Raw genomic sequence first — 16,847 nt, 5'->3', positions numbered from 1 at the left:
TGGCTACCGCTGCTACAAAAGTTCTCACGCTTCCGCTTTTCGGAGCGACCATCGACTTCACCCTCCCTGGCTCGTACGTATCCGCATTTCGACATCTTGCGTGGATTGCTCCCCGGCAAAGTCGATGTATGTCTCTTTCACCAAAACGAGGTTGTCACCAATGTGGATGACCAAACCTTCGTTCTTTCCGATCTTCGAACCTTCTTTGACCACGTACGCCGATCCCGACGGATCCTGAATCAGTGCCCGGGGTCGATCCGTTTCCCAGACAATGGCTGCCACCGCCAGTTGACCCAATTCATACTGCTCGAGCGGGCCGCGAGGCGCGTGAGCAGTTTCGACTACCCAGAACACCGATCGAAATGGATCTCTCTTGCCCCGAACGTCGTAGACAAAGTCGATTTCGACCGGGCCTTGAGCAGTTTCGACGATGCCCGCGTCTTTTCCCCTGGGCTTTTTGGGCACGGGGGCCTTCGCAATCTTCGCGGCCTCCGACTTCCGCCCCTTGCGCTTCTTGATGTCTGCCGAAACGCGTGCGCGTTCGGCAGCCATGTCAGAAATCTTGGGCGCGCCGTCATCTCCGGCTTCGTCACTGCAGCCCACCAGGGTCGTCGCCGCAAGCGCAATTGCCAACACTGTCGCAAGTGTCTTCACGCCACTCCTCCTAACCGCCAACACTGTCCGAGTCCGATCAGTCACTGACTCAACCCCAATCAACCTTTCTTCTCAATGAAACGGAATGTCGTCGCCATACCCTTCACATTGAGCGTGGTCCCGGCATCCGATTCACTGACAATCTTGATGTCCATCGAACCCATATTCACGATTCGTCGCAAGGCGGCCATTTGTTCAAAGAACCGCGCAATATTGTGATACTCACCCTCGAGCTCCAGCTTGAAGGGCACTTCTGCATAGAAGCTGTGAGAAACCTCATCTTTCCGCTCGATTGATTTGATCGCGACCCCCACCTTCTTTCCAGCAGTCGAGATGTCACGCAACAGGGTTTCGAACTCTTTGCGGCTCGGGAGCTGCTTTATCACGAGCGACAGGTCGCGCTCGAGTTTCGCCACTTCCTGCTCGAACTCATCCAGATTTGAGGCGATAACCCGAACCTTGTTCAGCTTTCGCTGCAGTTCTTCGGCCTGTCCCTGAAGGTTGAGCAGTTCGATGCTCTTGTCCTGATAGATCATGAAGTAGTAGCCAGTCATGACCCCGACAATAATCGCGACCACAACGCCCAGGCGAATCTGCTTCGGTACTTTCGCAAGTTTCTCTACGACTTCATCAAAATCGAAATTCGCATCAATTGCCACGGAGAATCACCCCTTACCCTTCTTGCTCGCACTCGCCTTCAAATTCATGAAGTCAGCGCTGATCTTGAATTTTACGAGTTTCACGCCACCGACGTTCTTGCCGCCCGCGGTCTTCTTCAGATCAACTTCGGTGAAATAATCGGATTGATTCATGCTGCGCAGAAAGTCAGCCACGATTCCGGTGTCCAGGCTCGAACCCTCGATGGTGAGTTCGTGACCCTTCGTCTTGAGCGAACTCAGCCAGAGCCGCTCTGGAGTCAGGTTCGACAGTTCGTCGAACAACCGGACCGGACCCGTGCGCGCTTTCTCGAGACCCTTGATGACATCGATCTTGTCTTCGAGCCGTTTTCGCTGCTTTTTGAATTTGGCCACCTGCGCCTGCTGGGGCTTGAACTGTTCGATCGCAGCCTCCAGTTGGCGAACGTTGGTTTGCGCCCGAGCGAGGTCGTTGTTCACATCGCGCGCCACAAAGAAGATGGCACCTCCGGCGACCACCAGGCCGAGGAACAAAATTGCCACGGTCTGACGCAGGTCTGCGATGCGGCGCGATTCTCGATGCGGTAGTAGATTGATTTCGATCATTAGATCGCGATCCTCCGAGTAGCGAGACCCACTCCGACGCCCAGAGACGGCGCCAATTCGGCCAACGTCTCGGGCTCGAATCCCTTGCTTGGCAGCATGCGGGCCAGGGGATCCAGGATTCCAACCGATAGACCCGTTCGCTTGGCGAAGGCATCGCTCAGTCCTACGATCTTCGCGCCTCCACCCGAGAGCAGAACCTGGGAGATCCGGCTGTCCGCAGCGGTGGCGGTATAGAAGTCGAGAGAGCGCGCAATTTCACCGATCACGATGTCAGTCACGGACCGCAAGGCGTGCTCGACTTCCTGGGGCACGACATCTTGTTCCGCGTCCGGACCCTGTCCCCCCAGCTTGAGACGTTCGGCTTCTTCAAAGCTGACCCCTAGGGCCTTCTGGATTTCTTCGGTGTACTGATTGCCGCCGGTCGTAATGTCACGGGTAAATGCGGGAACCCCCTGCTCCACCACGTTGATGTTCACCACCTGCGCGCCAATATTCACCAGCGCGACTACGTCGTCACCCGGCTCTTCATAGTTGTGTTCGAAGGCGTTTTCGACGGCGAACGCTGCGACATCGATCACGACCGGGTTGAGTCCGGCTTCGGCGATGACCTGATAGTAGTCGTCCACCAGATCCTTCTTGGCGGCGACGAGCAGCACGTCCATCTGTCCCTCGCCTTCACTGGTTTCGAGGATCTGAAAGTCGAGGTGAACTTCGTTGACGTCGAAGGGAATGTATTGTTCAGCTTCCCATTGAATCTGGTCTTCGAGCTCCTCGCGGTTCATCGCCGGAAGGCTCACCTTTTTCACGATGACCGAGTGGCCCGAAACCGCGACCGCAACGTCCCGGGTCTTGAACCCACCCATGTCGATCGCCTCGCGGATGGTGTCGACGATTTCGCCGGAGTTCAGAAATGCGCCCTGCACAATGGCTTCAGCCGGCAGGTTCGCAACGCCGAGACCCATGAGTTCAAATCCCGTGTCCTTGCCTTTTAGATTCAGCTCGATGGCCTTCACCGTTGACGACCCTATATCCAGGCCGATCAGCGAGGGCATCCCAATTCCGAACATCGACAGATCCATCAAACGCTCCTCTGATTCCGCGGTCCGTTACTGAAGTGGGCGGCCGTCATCTACAGTTACAGTTGTCTCTGGTGCCGACTCGACGCTTCGCTCTTCACGGGCGATCGCCAGCATTCCAAAGACCTGATCCTTGTCCGATACACGAAGACCCAGCGCGAGGAGGATTTTGCGTTTCGTATCCAGTCGACAGGGACGACCTGCTTCGATGCGATCGATCGTCAATGAGGAAAGTCCGGCCTTACGAGCCAGTTCGGCTTTGCTCATCATCAAGCTCTCGCGATAACGCTGTACATTATTTCTGGGCACCACTGATCCTCCACAAAACCGCATCCAGGACGTGTTTGCGTCCGGCGCATCGAGACAGTCGGTGGTATCGGCCCCATGTTTCAACGACTTGAGTCCTGCAAGCTCAAGCGCATAGAGTCGCGGGTGGAGGCTAAGCCCGTGGCAGTTCGTGAGCGGAATTTGACCATCAGCCTGCAAATCTGTGTCACAGATCACATCGATGAATTGCCATGCAATTTGAATGCGGCGCTTTCCCCTCATGGCTCCCGTTCGGCATCCCGATAAATGGGGAGCAGTCCCCCTGTGCGGCCGAACCGTCGAGCGCATCGCGCGCTAGTTCCTGAGCAGATTTCACCGGGGCGGAACGGAGTCCAATGCCTGATCGGATCTTGATCGTCGACAACGACGATGCCCTGCACGAGAGCTTGGAGCTGACTCTGGCTTCGGAGGGGTATCTGATCGCGACGGCAACACATGCAGAGGCCGCCCTCGCGCGGGTCGACGAGTTCCCGATCGACGTCGTTCTATGCGATGTACGCGTGCCGGGGCTCGACGGCTTCGACTTGCTGCCCCAGCTCGCCCGCAAACTGCCCGGCGTACCGATCGTCATGATGTCCACCAGCGGAACCGCAGATCTTGCGACCCAGGCGATGCAACTCGGCGCCTACGACTACGTCGCAAAACCCATCCAGCCCTCAGAAGTCCTCCTCACCCTGCGCAACGCCCGGGAACGCGAGCGGCTGCGCCGCGACAAAGAACAACTCAAACGAGACGTCAACCGCGCTTTGGGAGAACGCCCCATCATCGCCGCGTCCTCGGTCATGATCGAATTGCTCGAGGTGGTTGAACGCACCGCGGCCTTCAAGACCGCCGCCTTGCTGGTGGGCGAAAGCGGAACCGGAAAAGAGGTCATCGCCCGGGCCATCCACAGTCAGTCCTCCCGTCGCGACGCACCCTTCGTGACCGTCGGCTGCGGCGACATTCCGGAGCATTTGCTCGAAAGCGCACTCTTTGGCCACACCAAGGGGGCCTTCGCCGGAGCGAATCGTGCACGACGCGGACTATTCTCCGAAGCTGAAGGGGGCACGCTCTTCCTCGACGAAATCGCCAAGCTCCCGCAGTCGCTACAGGCAAAACTTCTACGCGTCCTGCAAGAAGAAGAAGTCCGACCCGTAGGAGACAGCAAATCATTCTCGATCGATGTGCGAGTCATTGCCGCAACTTCTCGAGATCTCAACGCAGCCATCGAACAGGGATCGTTCCGCGAAGATCTCTACTACCGGCTCAACGTCATGCAACTTGAAATCCCGGCTCTGCGCGACCGCAAGGAAGATATTTCGCTGCTCTGCGATCACTATCTCGCACACTACCGAGAACGCCTCGGCAAACCAGTACGAAGCATCGCGGACGACGCCCTCGAGCGCCTGATCAACTACGGTTGGCCCGGAAACGTCCGCGAACTGCAAAACGTAATCGAGCGCTCAGTAATCCTCGCTGACGGAGACCGCATTGGACTCCCGCACCTTCCAACCAACGTCGTCGAAGCCGAATCAGGGGGAACGCAGCCAGATTCGAAGTCCTATGCCCTGCGGCGAGCGCGCCGAATGTTCGAGATCGAATTGATTCGACGCGCACTTCGCGAAACCGACGGCAATCGAACTCACGCCGCGAAGCTGCTGGAAATTAGCCACCGCGCTTTATTGTATAAGTTGAAAGATTATGGGATCCGGGACTGATCGAGCGGACAAGCACCCCGCTCAGTCCACACCCCGAACACCGGTATCCAACGCGAACTCGATCGGCAATCTCAAGGCGAACGCAGCACCCGCAAGCGGCCCGGTACGCTTGAGTTCGACCACTCCACCGAGTTCCTCAGCAAGTTTCTGTGCATTGGCTAGCCCCAGACCCGTCCCCACCCCTGGATCCTTCGTAGTAAAGAACGGATCGAAGACTCGCTCGCGATCCTCCTCGAGAACACCGGGACCACTGTCAGCCACCTCGCATTCAATACCGTCCATGGATTTTCGGGCTGCGCCCTGGTCCCCGACATCCCCTAGGCGAACGACGAAGGGCGCCAGGCGCAGCGTGACGACTACCCGGGCTGGGGGGGCCGAGTCGAGGGCGGCGTCGCAGGCATTGAGCATCAGGTTCAACAGGATCTGGGCCACAACGCTTTCGTCGCCCACTGCCTTTACAAAGCAGTCCCCATCATCCATCTCGATTTCGACTTCTTCGTAGCGACTCTGGGCGCGAACCAATCCCAGGGTCTGACGTGCGACCGCAGCGAGATCTACGGGCATCGGAACCGAGCGTGGAGGTCTGGAAAAATCCAGCAACTGGCGGAGAATCTCGCGCACCCGAGAGCCTTGTTCGCTCGCCCGATTCAGATGTTCGCGGGTCTTGACACTCAGCTCTGAGTCGCGCTTGGCTAGATCCAGGAAAGCCAACAAGGCACCCATGGGGTTGCCCACTTCGTGCGCCACACCGGCGGCCAGGCTGCCCACGGACGCGAGACGTTCCGCGCGGTCCAATCCGTCGCGAGCGCGTCGCAGGCTGCGATTGGTGTCTCGAAGTTCGAAGACGACCTTTTCCAGTTCGACGCTGCGCTGCTCGAGGGCGTCGGTCATTTCGTTGATTGCCAACGCGACCTCAGCGACTTCTCCGTCGCCTTCGACTCGCACTCGCGTTCCCCGCGTGCCATTTCCAATCTCGCGGGCGGCAACCGCAAGCTTCCGCAGGGGGGCGACGATACGCCGGCGCAACAAGAATCCGCCCACCGCTGCAAAGGCCGCACCGGCTGTGAGCAGAAGTGCGACCAGAGCGTTTCCGGACATCACCGACGTGATCCACGCCAAGGCGATATCCCCAGTGGAGACTACGAACAAGCCGGTAACGAGGATCAGCACCAGGCTCAAGCTCGCCAGGAAATCGGACAGCACTCGGCGACCGGGCCACACGATAGCTACGATCGCTCGCGGTCGTTCTGGTCCAGGCCCAACTTTTCGAAGCGATAGCGGAACGAGCGAAACGAGATACCAAGAAGCTTTGCCGCACGTTTCTTGATCCCGTTCGCGTTGCGCATGGCTTCGGTGAGCAGGGCTCGCTCGTAGTTGTCGACGAGGTCCTCGAGGTTGACGCCCTCGGTGGGAATCTGACAGGAATAACTGATTTCGGCTGGGCGAAGCAGGGTTTCGGGTAGCGACGCCAAGGTAATCGTACTGCTGCGGCTCAGCGCCACCGCGCGTTCGATGATGTTCTCGAGTTCTCGCACATTGCCGGGGTACTCGTAGTGCTTGAGTTTGTCGAGTGCATCCGAGTCAATCGAAAGAATCTCTCGGCCGAGTTCTTCGGAGAACTTTTTAATGAAGTGATCTACGAGCAACGGGATGTCTTCTGGGCGCTCGACCAGCCCCGGCAGCGGAATTTCCATTACATTGAGGCGGTAGTAGAGATCTTCACGAAAGCGCCCAGCGCTCACCTCTTCATCGAGTCGCCGATTCGTTGCGGAGATCACGCGCACGTTGATATTGCGATCACTCGTGCCCCCAACCCGCCGAATCGACTTTTCCTGAATTACCCGAAGCAGTTTGACCTGCAGTTGAGGCGAGAGTTCGCCAATTTCGTCGAGAAACAACGAGCCGGAATTCGCCGTCTCGAAGAGGCCTTCTTTATTGCTCACCGCCCCGGTGAACGCTCCCTTGACGTGTCCAAACAATTCGCTCTCGAGCAGATTCTCCGGGATCGCACCACAATTGATCGCAACGAAAGGCCCGTCACATCGATCGCTTTGGTCGTGAATGGCCCGAGCCACCAGTTCCTTGCCGGTCCCACTGGCGCCGCTGACCAGCACATTGATCCGAGTATTGGCGACCTGTTCGATAAAATCGAAGATCTTCTGCATCACTGGGCTGGTACCAATGATGGTGCGCTTGCTATTTCTTTCGCGTAGTTCGCTCCGCAATCGCTGATTCTCAGTCGAGAGCAGCTTCTTCTCCAGCGCCTTTTCAACGATCAGTCGCACTTCGTCGAGTTTGAAGGGCTTGGTGATGTAGTCGTAGGCGCCCTCTTTCATCGCGGTAATGGCGCTGTCGGTTGTCGCAAAAGCGGTGATCATGATCGTCACCGTGTCCTGGCCGCAGGCACGAACGACTTTCAACAGATCCAGACCCGAACCGTCGGGCATCTGCATGTCGCTGATCAGCACGTCGTAGTCGTCGCTCTCCAGGCACAAGGTTGCACTGGCCACGTCACTCGCAGTAGTTACGTCGTATCCCTCGCGACGAAAGAAGATCTCGAGGAACTCCTGCATACTGCGTTCGTCGTCAGCGATGAGAATACGGGCGTTCGCGGTCATGAAGCTACCTCGACTCCCGGGAATCGGATTTGGAATACCGTCCCCTCGCCCAGTCGACTCTCCAACTGCAACTCACCTCCGTGGTTCTCTACGATTCGATGTACGGTGGACAGTCCCAACCCGGTGCCCTGCTGCTTGGTGGTAAAAAAGGGCTCGAAGATATCGGCCAAGATCTCGTCTGAAATGCCACAACCGGTGTCCGAAATCTTGATCTCGAGCCAGCCGACCCTCGCGTCCATAGCCCCGGCCTGCTGGTTCGATTCCCCTGAATCGGCAGCAGAAACCTCCGTGGATTCCTTTCGGAAAGAAGCTGGAGCCGCTTGAGTCGAGTCCTCGTACCACGTACCCACGGATATTCCGAGCTGCCCGCCTTCGGGCATCGCCTGGAGTGCGTTGAGACACAGGTTCCAGAGCATCTGGCTCAACTGATTGGCGTCGGCATCGAGCCAGTGTCCGGGCTTGATGTCTATTTTGAGCTTGATGTTGTCGGGGAGCGTCAATTCGATCATGTCGATCAGGTCGGAAAAGAGTCGATCGACTTCGACCGGCCGTCTCACGGTGGGAGCGGGCCGCGCATAGCTCAGAAAGTCGGTAATCAGATGGTCCAGTCGGTCGGTCTCCCGCACGACAATGCCCATCAGCCGCGCAGACTCGCCATCGACGTTGCTCTCACTCATCAAGATCTGGATCGACCCGGAAATCGATGCCAGCGGATTTCGTATTTCATGGGCAATATTTGCGGAAAGTTCCCCCACTGCGGCAAGCCGTTCCGATCGCGTCAGATCGGCTTCCATCGCAACGACATCGGTGACGTCCTGAAAGATCACCACATGCCCCTGGGCAGTGCCGTCTTCCCCTCGCAAGATGCTGTCGGCCAGGCCGAGGTGGAGCTTCTCGCCATAGCGGTTCTGGTAGCTCAGCCGGGTGCGCGCCTGGGCCCCCGGCGACTCTCCCCCGAAGCTCTTCAGTACCGAGGCGGCGCCCGGAATTACCGCTTCGAGGTCTCGACCGAGAACTTCGTCGACCCGCAATCCCGTGATGCGCTCGGCTTCGGGATTGAACGAGCTGATTTTCCCCTCAGAATCGGTGGTCAGCAGCCCGCTCATGATGCTCTCCACCGTCGATCGGTGAATATCGCGGAGCATTCGCAGATCCCCGATGCTTTGGTCGAGGGCGGCACCCGTGCGCTGCAGTTCTCGGCTGAGCAGGCTCGCGAGTGCACCAACGGCGAAAAGCGCACCCCCCTGCACAACCCATACGGCAAAGAGTCGCAGCAGTTGAATCTGACTGTTCGCCGCTTCCGAACCGAGGCCCCAGCCTTCATTCGCAGTAATCAGCGCCACTCCGTAGGCGACGACGCTCAGGCCTGCAGCGCCAATCGCGACGAGGCTCTTGAACAGCAAAGCAGCGTACAAGATCACCAGCACATAGAGAAAAGTAAAAACCGACTCCCGCCCGCCGTCGAAGTGGACGAGCAAACTGACGATCGCGACATCCATGGCAATCTGTGTTGTGGCAAAGCGAATCGGATTGCGAATTCGCTCGAACGAAGTGCCCGAAATGACGGCCGCAAAGAACGCGAACGTCACGGTCCAGTAGATGCCGTTGCGAGCTTCGTTGGAGAGTTCTCTGCCGATACCATCGAGACCGGCCGCAATCACCAGACTGGTCAGGGCGAGAAAGAGCCGCCCCGCCATCAGCCAGACTAGCCGCCGCTCGGTCTGTTGATCCAGACCCGAGCCACTCTGCTTCACCGCGATTTCCACGTGTGCGACTAGTTGATCGAATCTGCGATCTTGAAGATCGGGAGGTACATGGCGATGAGGATCGTCCCGATTGAACCGCCCATGAAGACCATCATGACGGGTTCGAGCATCGATGTGAGCGCACCTACCGCCACGTCGACTTCGTCGTCATAAAAGTCGGCGATCTTGGTCAACATGATCTCCATGGAACCGGTCTCTTCGCCAACAGCCATCATCTGCACCATCATGGACGGAAAGATCGTCGACTCCGAAAGCGGCTCCGCCAAGGTCTTTCCCTCGGTAATGGACGCGCGACAGGTTTGCAGCTCTTCTTCAATGAGCATGTTGCCTGCGGTTCGTGCCGTAATGTCGAGGGCGTCGAGGATCGGCACACCACTCGAAATCATCGTGCCCAGGGTGCGGGTAAAGCGTGCAACGGCCACCTTCTTGATGATAGAACCGAAGATCGGCAGCATCAGATTGAATCGATGGACTTGATACTTGAACGCCGGGCTCCGCCGATATGCCTGTTTGAATAGACTCACGAATACGAACAAGGCCGCCATAAAGTACATGATGTACGCCTGCAGAAAATCGCTAAACGCGATCACCATGGCTGTCGGAGCGGGTAGCTCCCCGCCGAAATCGGAGAACATCTTTTCGAACACGGGAATGACCTTGACGAGCAGCAGGACGATCACGGCCGTTGCGATCGTACTCACCGTCGCCGGATACACCATGGCTCCCCGCAGCTGACGGGCCAATTTATCCGCCTTCTCGAGCTGGGTTGCGAGGCGGTTCATGATCGTATCGAGAATGCCGCCGACCTCGCCGGCCGCAATCAAGTTGACAAACAGGGCGTCGAAGACTAGCGGATGATGACCCAGGGCCTCCGCGAAGGTTTGGCCCGACTCGACGTCGATTTTCACTGCCGCAATCACTCGCTTGAAGGTCGGATTCTCATGGTTGTCGCCCAGAATCTGAAGACACTGCACGAGAGGAAGTCCGGCGTCGATCATCACCGCGAACTGCCGGGTGAAAATCACCAGGTCCTTCGTAACAACCTTGGGCTGCAGAAAGGTAAAGATCTCCTCGAGATCCTTCGCCTTCTCTTTGACGCTGACCGGAAGGATGCCCTGAGCGCGTAGCTGCGCCATGACTCCGTTTTTGTCACTCGCCTCCAGCACGCCCTTCTTGTTGGCGCCCTGCTGTGTTCGGCCTGACCAGGTAAAAACCGGCATCTTTCACTTTCCTCCGACGCGTACGAAACGATCATGTGTGCGTATTGCGAACATCCTGCAGTCCGAACGCGAAAATCTCTCTCAAGAACCGGGGTTGCCTCCCTGAGAGACCAACTGCTTGAGTTCCTGCTCGTCGGAACTTCGCCCCACCGCGGTGTCCAACGTGATCAAGCGACGTTGTACCAGGGAAGCCAGCGATTGATTCATGGTCAGCATCCCGTATTTGCCCTGCCCCACTTGCATCGCGGAGTACATCTGATGAATCTTGTCGTCGCGAATCAGATGACGAATGGCCGGATTGGGCACCATCACCTCGATCGCCAACGCTCGGCCGGGACCATTGGCTCTCGGTAGCAACGTCTGACAGATCACCCCTTCGAGCACGAAGGAGAGCTGCTGGCGGATCTGCGATTGCTGATACGGCGGGAATACGTCGACGATGCGGTTGATCGTCTGCACAGCCGAGTTCGTGTGGAGGGTGGCAAAGCAAAGATGACCGGTTTCTGCAACCGTGAGCGCCGCCTCGATGGTTTCGAGGTCGCGCAGCTCGCCAATCAAAACCACGTCCGGGTCCTGCCGCAGAATGTATTTGAGCGCCTGTTTGAAACCTTCGGTATCGGCCCCAATCTCGCGCTGATTCACAATGCAACCCTTGTGCGGGTGCAGATATTCGATCGGATCTTCGATCGTAATGATATGCTCGTGTCGCTCTTCGTTGATCTTGTTGATGATGCTGGCAAGTGTGGTGGACTTTCCCGAACCCGTGGCCCCGGTGACGAGAATCAGTCCCCGAGGTCGATTGGCCAATTCCGCGACGATCGGCGGCAGGTTCAACTGTTCAAAGGTGAGAATTTTGAATGGGATGGCGCGAAACGCACCTGCGACGTTGCCGCGCTGAACGAAAATGTTGCCGCGAAAGCGAGAAAGGCGCTGGACGCTGAAGGAGAGATCCAGCTCGTTTGACTCTTCGAATCGATGCTTCTGCGCGTCGGTCAAGACCGAATAGCAGAGCTGCTTGGTATCCTGGGGAGCGAGCGGCGGCATCTTGAGAGCATGGAGCTTGCCATCGATGCGCAACTGAGGCGGTGTTCCGGTCGTGAGATGCAAATCGCTCGCACCCTTTTCGATCATCGCCTTCAAGAGCTGATGCATGTTCGCCATAAAGCTGGAACTCCCTCTATCTACGGTCTACTGCGACCTACCACAATCAACCAACTAGGCATTATCCGAAGTCGAAACGCGAAAGACTTCACTCAGGGTGATGGAATCTTTATGCAGCATGTTCAATGCGCTGCGACGCAAAGTCACCATTCCACCCCGGATGGCCTCGCGCTTGATCTCGGTCGCCGAAGCACCGTTGAGTACAAATTCTTTGAGTTCTTCGGTCATCACCATGACTTCGTAGACCGCGATTCGTCCCTTGAAACCCGTGTCCGAACAGCTGGCACAACCGGCACCCTTGGCCGGAGAAATCTCCTTGGCCTCGTCCTCGCTCATCCCCGCCCTCATCAGATCTTCGACTTTGACATCGGGATCTGGCTCCCGGCAATTGCTACAGACGCACCTGGCCAGCCGCTGGGCCACGATGCAGTTGACCGACGAAGCCACCAGAAAGGGCTCGATGCCCATGTTCAACAGGCGATTGACCGTGGAGGGAGCGTCATTGGTATGCAAGGTCGAAAGCACCATGTGGCCAGTGAGCGCCGCCTTCACCGCAATCTCCGCGGTTTCGAAGTCACGAATCTCACCCACCATGATGATGTCGGGGTCCTGACGCAAAAACGACCGAAGTGCGGCGGCGAAGTTGAGACCGATATCCTCGTGCATCTGTACCTGATTGATGCCGGTGAGGTTGAATTCAACGGGGTCTTCCGCAGTCGAAAGGTTCTCGCCAACCTGGTTGAGTTCGGACAAAGCAGAGTAGAGTGTGGTCGTCTTGCCGGAGCCTGTGGGACCCGTCACCAACACCATGCCAAAGGGCTGTTTGATTGCTTCCTTGAAATCGGCCAGCTGCTCGACTTCGAAGCCGAGTTTGGTCATATCGAGTTGCAGATTCGATTTGTCGAGCAAGCGGAGTACGATCTTTTCGCCAAACAGGGTCGGCAAGACGGAGACACGAAAATCCATCTCGCGGCCACGGCCCATCTTTAGTTTGATGCGCCCGTCCTGGGGCAGCCGTCGCTCGGCAATGTCGAGTTCGGACATGATCTTGATGCGACTCGTCAGCGCGTTCTTGAGTTTGAGCGGCGGCTTCATGACTTCGTAGAGCACGCCATCAATGCGATATCGAACGCGAAACGATTTCTCGTACGGCTCAATGTGAATATCCGACGCGACCCGCTTGACAGCATCAGTCAGGATCAAGTTTACGAGTTTGACGACTGGGGCATCTTCGGCTTCGCGACCCAGCTCACCCGCGTCAATATCCTCTTCGCCCTGAACAATGTCGATGTCGGAGTCGTCGAAGCCCGCCATCACCTCATCGAGGACGTCGGCCTGTTCGTAGTGCTTTTCGATCGCCCGCTTGATCGCCTCTTCCGAGGCCACCACCGGCTGAATGTTGTAACCCGTCAGGAACTTGATGTCGTCGAGCGCGAAAATGTTCGAGGGATCGGCCGTGGCGAGAATCAAAGTCGACCCAGCACGGTTTACCGGAACGACGCAGTGCTTGACGGCGACGTCCTCGGGGATGAGTTGGACAACTTCGGGATCAACCTGGAATTCATCGAGGTTGATCGATGGCACACCATATTGCTTGGCGACAAAATCTGTGAGCTCTGATTCCTCGAGGAAGCCAAGCTCGGTGATCTCGGCACCGAGGCGTTTGCCTTTGGCGGCCGCACCCGTCCTCGCCTTGTTGAGCTGATCTGCTGAAAGCAGATTCTCCTTGACGAGGAGCTCTCCGATCCGCTCGTTCAACCTGTTTCCCCCACTTGCGTCCCGCCGGCATGAATTGTCGACGAAGCCAATCGCCAAGCGATCGACTCAATCGCGAAGCTCTCGGCCTCGCTTCAGACGAGCGCAAAAGCGACGCAATCTCGACGGATTATCGGCTTTCGGTTGCGGGATCTTTACTGGCGTGGAGGGCCAGTTCACCGAGCGAGGTCCGTTGGGACCGGAGCACAAGCATCCCGAGAGCAACTAGCGTGATCCAGAACACGAACCAGATCAGCAGGCCAGCCGCCAAAGCCTCGGCGCGGGTCACGTCGAAGCGCTCCAGAACGCTGCTGAAAGCGAGCTGGTAGGTCCCGAAGAAGCCGGGAGCGGAGGGGATCGCGACCGCGACGCCCACCGCCGCGAGTAGAATCCAGGACAACATCAGGGTCTCGGCCGGGGTGGCCAGGTTCAATTCGAACGCGTAGAGCCCCGCCACGATCGGAATCGTCGAAAGTACCAACCAGATCACCACTGTATGGAACAAGATCCAGGCGAGGTGAGTCCCCAGGGTCAGGGACTGCAGTCCCTCGGTAAAGCTTCCCAGCAGTCGCTCCAAGGTTGATCCGAGACGTGCGGGGAGCGGGCGGGCAAAAAAGCGGGCGATAGAAAGAACCTGGTCGGGAAATCGACGAATGGCCAGCAACCCCATCACCGGCAGGCAAGCCACCGGCAACAACAACATCGCCCCCTGGGCCAGCAGGCTCTCTCCGCCGCGTCCGGCCCAGGCCAGCGACCCTGCGGCGATCAACAAGACGCTGACAACATCGATTACGCGCTCAATGACAACCGTGCCCAGAATTGAGGTCGCACTTACGTTGTTTTGGCGCGCCAGAAACCACGAGCGCACGAATTCTCCCACCCTGAGCGGGAGCAGGTTGTTGACCATGAAACCGAGGGCCTGAGCCCGAAACAGCGAATCCCTTGGAATCTCGGCAACGGGGTTCACCAGATGCCGCCAGCGCAGGGCCCGAACCCAGGTGGCAACCAGGTAGCTGGGCACCGAAACCGCGAACAATAGAAGAAGGTTCGCGCGGCCCATCGCCTGAAAGACGTCTTTCAGCGGGATTCCGCGCGCGACGTACCCGATGCTCAACCCGGCGATCGCAATACCGAGCCAAAATCTCCAGTTGACGTACCAGGCCCGTGGAGAACCGCGGCCCGATTGCGCATCTGGGCTCACCGCCTCATGTTCCGGTTCTAATGACTCCACCGACCCCTCATCGTCATGAGAATCGCGCTTCTTTCGAGTTCATCGCAGGTTCATCACAAATCGAGCTTTTGACGTGCCAACACGATGTCAGCGGCAATCTGCACCTTCAGCTCTTCTGGTCCCGGAAACTTCTGTTCTGATCGCAACCGATGGCGGAAACTCAATTCCACGGGCAGGCCGTAGAGATCGCCGTCGAAGTCGAGCAGGTGTGCTTCGGCCAGCAGTAGCCCCGATTCGAAGAACGTCGGCCGCCGACCCACGTTGATGACTGCGGGATGGCTCTCCTCTCGCCGACCCGAAGCATGCCCTGCCAGCACTCGAAAATCGCCCGCATACACTCCGACAGCGGGCAGAATCTCGTTTTCGGGTGCGAGATTCGCCGTGGGAAACCCGAGGGTTTGCCCCCGATGATCGCCTTCGAGAACCAGGCTCCGAACGCTGAACGGGCGCCCGAGCAGCACTTCAGCCTCTTCGACCTCTCCGGCCGCAAGCAGTTCTCGAATGCGCGTAGAGTTGACATCGAGATCGTCAATTCTGACTTCGGGAATCACCGTGACCGATATACCGAGACCGGCCCCGATCTCGGCGAGCGCCGCCATCGACCCTTGCCGATCCCGCCCAAAGCGAAAGTCATACCCCACAAAGACTTCCACGGGTCGAATGCGTTCGAAAACGATTTTGCGCACGAAGTCTTCGGGCGAGATCTTGGCGAATTCGAGATCAAACGGTTGCAAAATGGTGACATCGATACCGATGGCTTCGAGCGCCTCGAGCTTCTGTTCGCGAGTCGTGAGCAAACTCGGCGCGCGATCGGGTTGCAACACTTTGCGCGGATGAGGATCGAAGGTGAGTACGACCGATTCTCCGCCGAGCGCCCGGGCGCGCTCGATCACGGTTTTCATGATCGCGCGATGCCCGACGTGAATCCCGTCGAAATTCCCGATCGTGAGTACAGGACGAACCAGCGCGCGGGTCAGCTTGTTCGTTCCTGCGACGGTCTCCAATGCTACACTCCCGGACGTGCGAATCTTATCGCGCTATTTCGCGACGCGTTTTCTCGGCTTTTTCGCCGTGATCCTGATCGTCTCAACCCTGACTATCGTCGCGATCGAGATGCTACTCAATCTCGACGACATGCTCTCGAACGATCAAGGGCCCGTCGCACCCCTGCAGTATTTGATGCTGCGCATCCCTTCCTATTACCTGCGCGAGCTGATCCCCATCACTTCGTTTGCGGCGACTTTTTTCACCCTCGGCCTGTCGACTCATTGGTTCGAAGTCTCCGCCGCAAAGGCCGGAGGCATTTCGCCGGACCGCATCGTGGCCCCGATCCTGATTACCGCTGTGTTCCTCGGTGTTGCGAGCTTCGCCTTGGGCGAGACCTGGATCGTCAACTCGACACGTGACTGGAACCAGCGCGAATCCGGGGGCGACTCCACGATCAGTTACCGCGCAGGATCGTTCTGGTATCACCGCGGCCAAACCATATACAACATTTCTGAGGCCGATCCTCTGCAGCGCACCCTGCGGGGAGTACGACTCTTCGACCTGAATGCAGAGGGCCGCTTGATTCGCAGCGTCGATGCTCCGCGTGTCGACGTCGAAGACGATCATCGCTGGCGCTTCCACGACGCCGTCATTCGTCACTTCAAACCCGATCGAAAAGACTCGCTGGTACGAATCGAACGGCTCGATCACATTACCCTCGACGTCGCTGATCCCCGCGATATTGCCCTGATCAACACAGATTTTCGCAGCCTGAATGTGGCCAAGCTACGCGACCATATCGCCCTGCGCAAAGCAGCCGGGGAAACCGTCAACCGCGTGACGACGGTGCTCTATTCGCGATTCGTAGAACCCATTGAGGTGGTGCTGTTCGCCTTGCTCGCCGCACCTCTGGGCCTTCAGGTCGCGACCCGACGCAGTTTCGGAATTCCGGCGCTGCTGGGGATCGCGATCGTCTCCTCCTTCTTTGCGCTGCGGAGTATCGGCGCAACACTAGCTGGGGAGGGAGTCATTTCCGCGGCCATGGCCTCTGGATCCCTGCTGCTGTTGTTCACTTTCGCAGGCGCACTCCATCTGCGATTCATCGAGCGTTGAA

Annotated in this window: 15 protein-coding genes; 2 read left to right on the top strand and 13 right to left on the bottom strand. The window is 57.9% G+C overall.

What is annotated here, in order from left to right:
* Positions 1-57: 57 nt before the first annotated feature.
* Genes IH881_10990 through IH881_10970 form a run of 5 tightly spaced genes read right to left on the bottom strand, consistent with a single transcriptional unit; the run spans position 58 to position 3,304 of the window.
* The gene (locus IH881_10990) at positions 58-654 is read right to left on the bottom strand and encodes a pilus assembly protein PilP (protein MCH7868212.1); all 597 of its coding nucleotides are present in this window, start codon (positions 652-654) and stop codon (positions 58-60) included.
* A 59-nt stretch (positions 655-713) separates the two neighbouring features.
* Entirely contained in the window at positions 714-1,313 is a 600-nt protein-coding gene (gene pilO / locus IH881_10985; GenBank protein ID MCH7868211.1) for a type 4a pilus biogenesis protein PilO, read from the bottom strand.
* Positions 1,314-1,319: 6 nt separating this feature from the next.
* Positions 1,320-1,895, bottom strand: coding sequence for a PilN domain-containing protein (locus IH881_10980; GenBank protein ID MCH7868210.1), 576 nt, complete (start codon positions 1,893-1,895; stop codon positions 1,320-1,322).
* The gene (pilM, locus tag IH881_10975; protein ID MCH7868209.1) at positions 1,895-2,947 is read right to left on the bottom strand and encodes a type IV pilus assembly protein PilM; all 1,053 of its coding nucleotides are present in this window, start codon (positions 2,945-2,947) and stop codon (positions 1,895-1,897) included. The genes IH881_10980 and pilM overlap by 1 nt, the downstream gene beginning before the upstream one ends.
* 54 nt (positions 2,948-3,001) lie before the next feature.
* Complete coding sequence (locus IH881_10970; protein MCH7868208.1) at positions 3,002-3,304, bottom strand: helix-turn-helix domain-containing protein; 303 nt, start codon at positions 3,302-3,304, stop codon at positions 3,002-3,004.
* A 329-nt stretch (positions 3,305-3,633) separates the two neighbouring features.
* Between IH881_10970 and IH881_10965 the strand changes: the two genes are divergently transcribed.
* A complete protein-coding gene (locus IH881_10965) occupies positions 3,634-4,995 on the top strand; it encodes a sigma-54-dependent Fis family transcriptional regulator (protein MCH7868207.1) in 1,362 nt (453 codons plus the stop codon).
* Between the two features lie 21 nt (positions 4,996-5,016).
* Here the strand turns inward: IH881_10965 and IH881_10960 are convergent, their stop codons facing one another.
* The 8 genes from IH881_10960 to IH881_10925 all read right to left on the bottom strand — a co-directional run bounded on the left by IH881_10960 (position 5,017) and on the right by IH881_10925 (position 15,750).
* Positions 5,017-6,216, bottom strand: a complete 1,200-nt coding sequence (locus IH881_10960; protein MCH7868206.1) for a HAMP domain-containing protein — start codon at positions 6,214-6,216, stop codon at positions 5,017-5,019.
* A 5-nt stretch (positions 6,217-6,221) separates the two neighbouring features.
* Positions 6,222-7,613, bottom strand: coding sequence for a sigma-54-dependent Fis family transcriptional regulator (locus IH881_10955; protein ID MCH7868205.1), 1,392 nt, complete (start codon positions 7,611-7,613; stop codon positions 6,222-6,224).
* Positions 7,610-9,367 carry a PAS domain S-box protein gene (locus IH881_10950; GenBank protein ID MCH7868204.1) on the bottom strand — a complete coding sequence of 586 codons (1,758 nt, stop codon included), beginning with the start codon at positions 9,365-9,367 and terminating at the stop codon, positions 7,610-7,612. The genes IH881_10955 and IH881_10950 overlap by 4 nt, the downstream gene beginning before the upstream one ends.
* Positions 9,368-9,387: 20 nt before the next feature.
* Entirely contained in the window at positions 9,388-10,599 is a 1,212-nt protein-coding gene (locus IH881_10945) for a type II secretion system F family protein (protein MCH7868203.1), read from the bottom strand.
* 81 nt (positions 10,600-10,680) lie between these two features.
* Positions 10,681-11,760: a type IV pilus twitching motility protein PilT gene (locus tag IH881_10940; GenBank protein MCH7868202.1), complete on the bottom strand. Its 1,080-nt coding sequence runs from the start codon at positions 11,758-11,760 to the stop codon at positions 10,681-10,683.
* Positions 11,761-11,814: 54 nt separating this feature from the next.
* Positions 11,815-13,518, bottom strand: a complete 1,704-nt coding sequence (pilB, locus tag IH881_10935; GenBank protein ID MCH7868201.1) for a type IV-A pilus assembly ATPase PilB — start codon at positions 13,516-13,518, stop codon at positions 11,815-11,817.
* A gap of 127 nt (positions 13,519-13,645) precedes the next feature.
* Entirely contained in the window at positions 13,646-14,716 is a 1,071-nt protein-coding gene (locus IH881_10930) for a flippase-like domain-containing protein (GenBank protein MCH7868200.1), read from the bottom strand.
* A gap of 83 nt (positions 14,717-14,799) precedes the next feature.
* A complete protein-coding gene (locus tag IH881_10925; GenBank protein MCH7868199.1) occupies positions 14,800-15,750 on the bottom strand; it encodes a bifunctional riboflavin kinase/FAD synthetase in 951 nt (316 codons plus the stop codon).
* A gap of 16 nt (positions 15,751-15,766) precedes the next feature.
* Here IH881_10925 and IH881_10920 point away from each other — a divergent pair, with 16 nt between their 5' ends.
* Positions 15,767-16,846, top strand: a complete 1,080-nt coding sequence (locus tag IH881_10920) for an LptF/LptG family permease (GenBank protein MCH7868198.1) — start codon at positions 15,767-15,769, stop codon at positions 16,844-16,846.
* Position 16,847 lies beyond the last annotated feature (1 nt).

The organism is Myxococcales bacterium (genome assembly GCA_022563535.1).
GTDB lineage: Bacteria > Myxococcota_A > UBA9160 > UBA9160 > UBA4427 > DUBZ01.
Note: the sequence above shows the minus strand (reverse complement) of the source record. Positions and strands in the feature narration are given on the sequence as shown.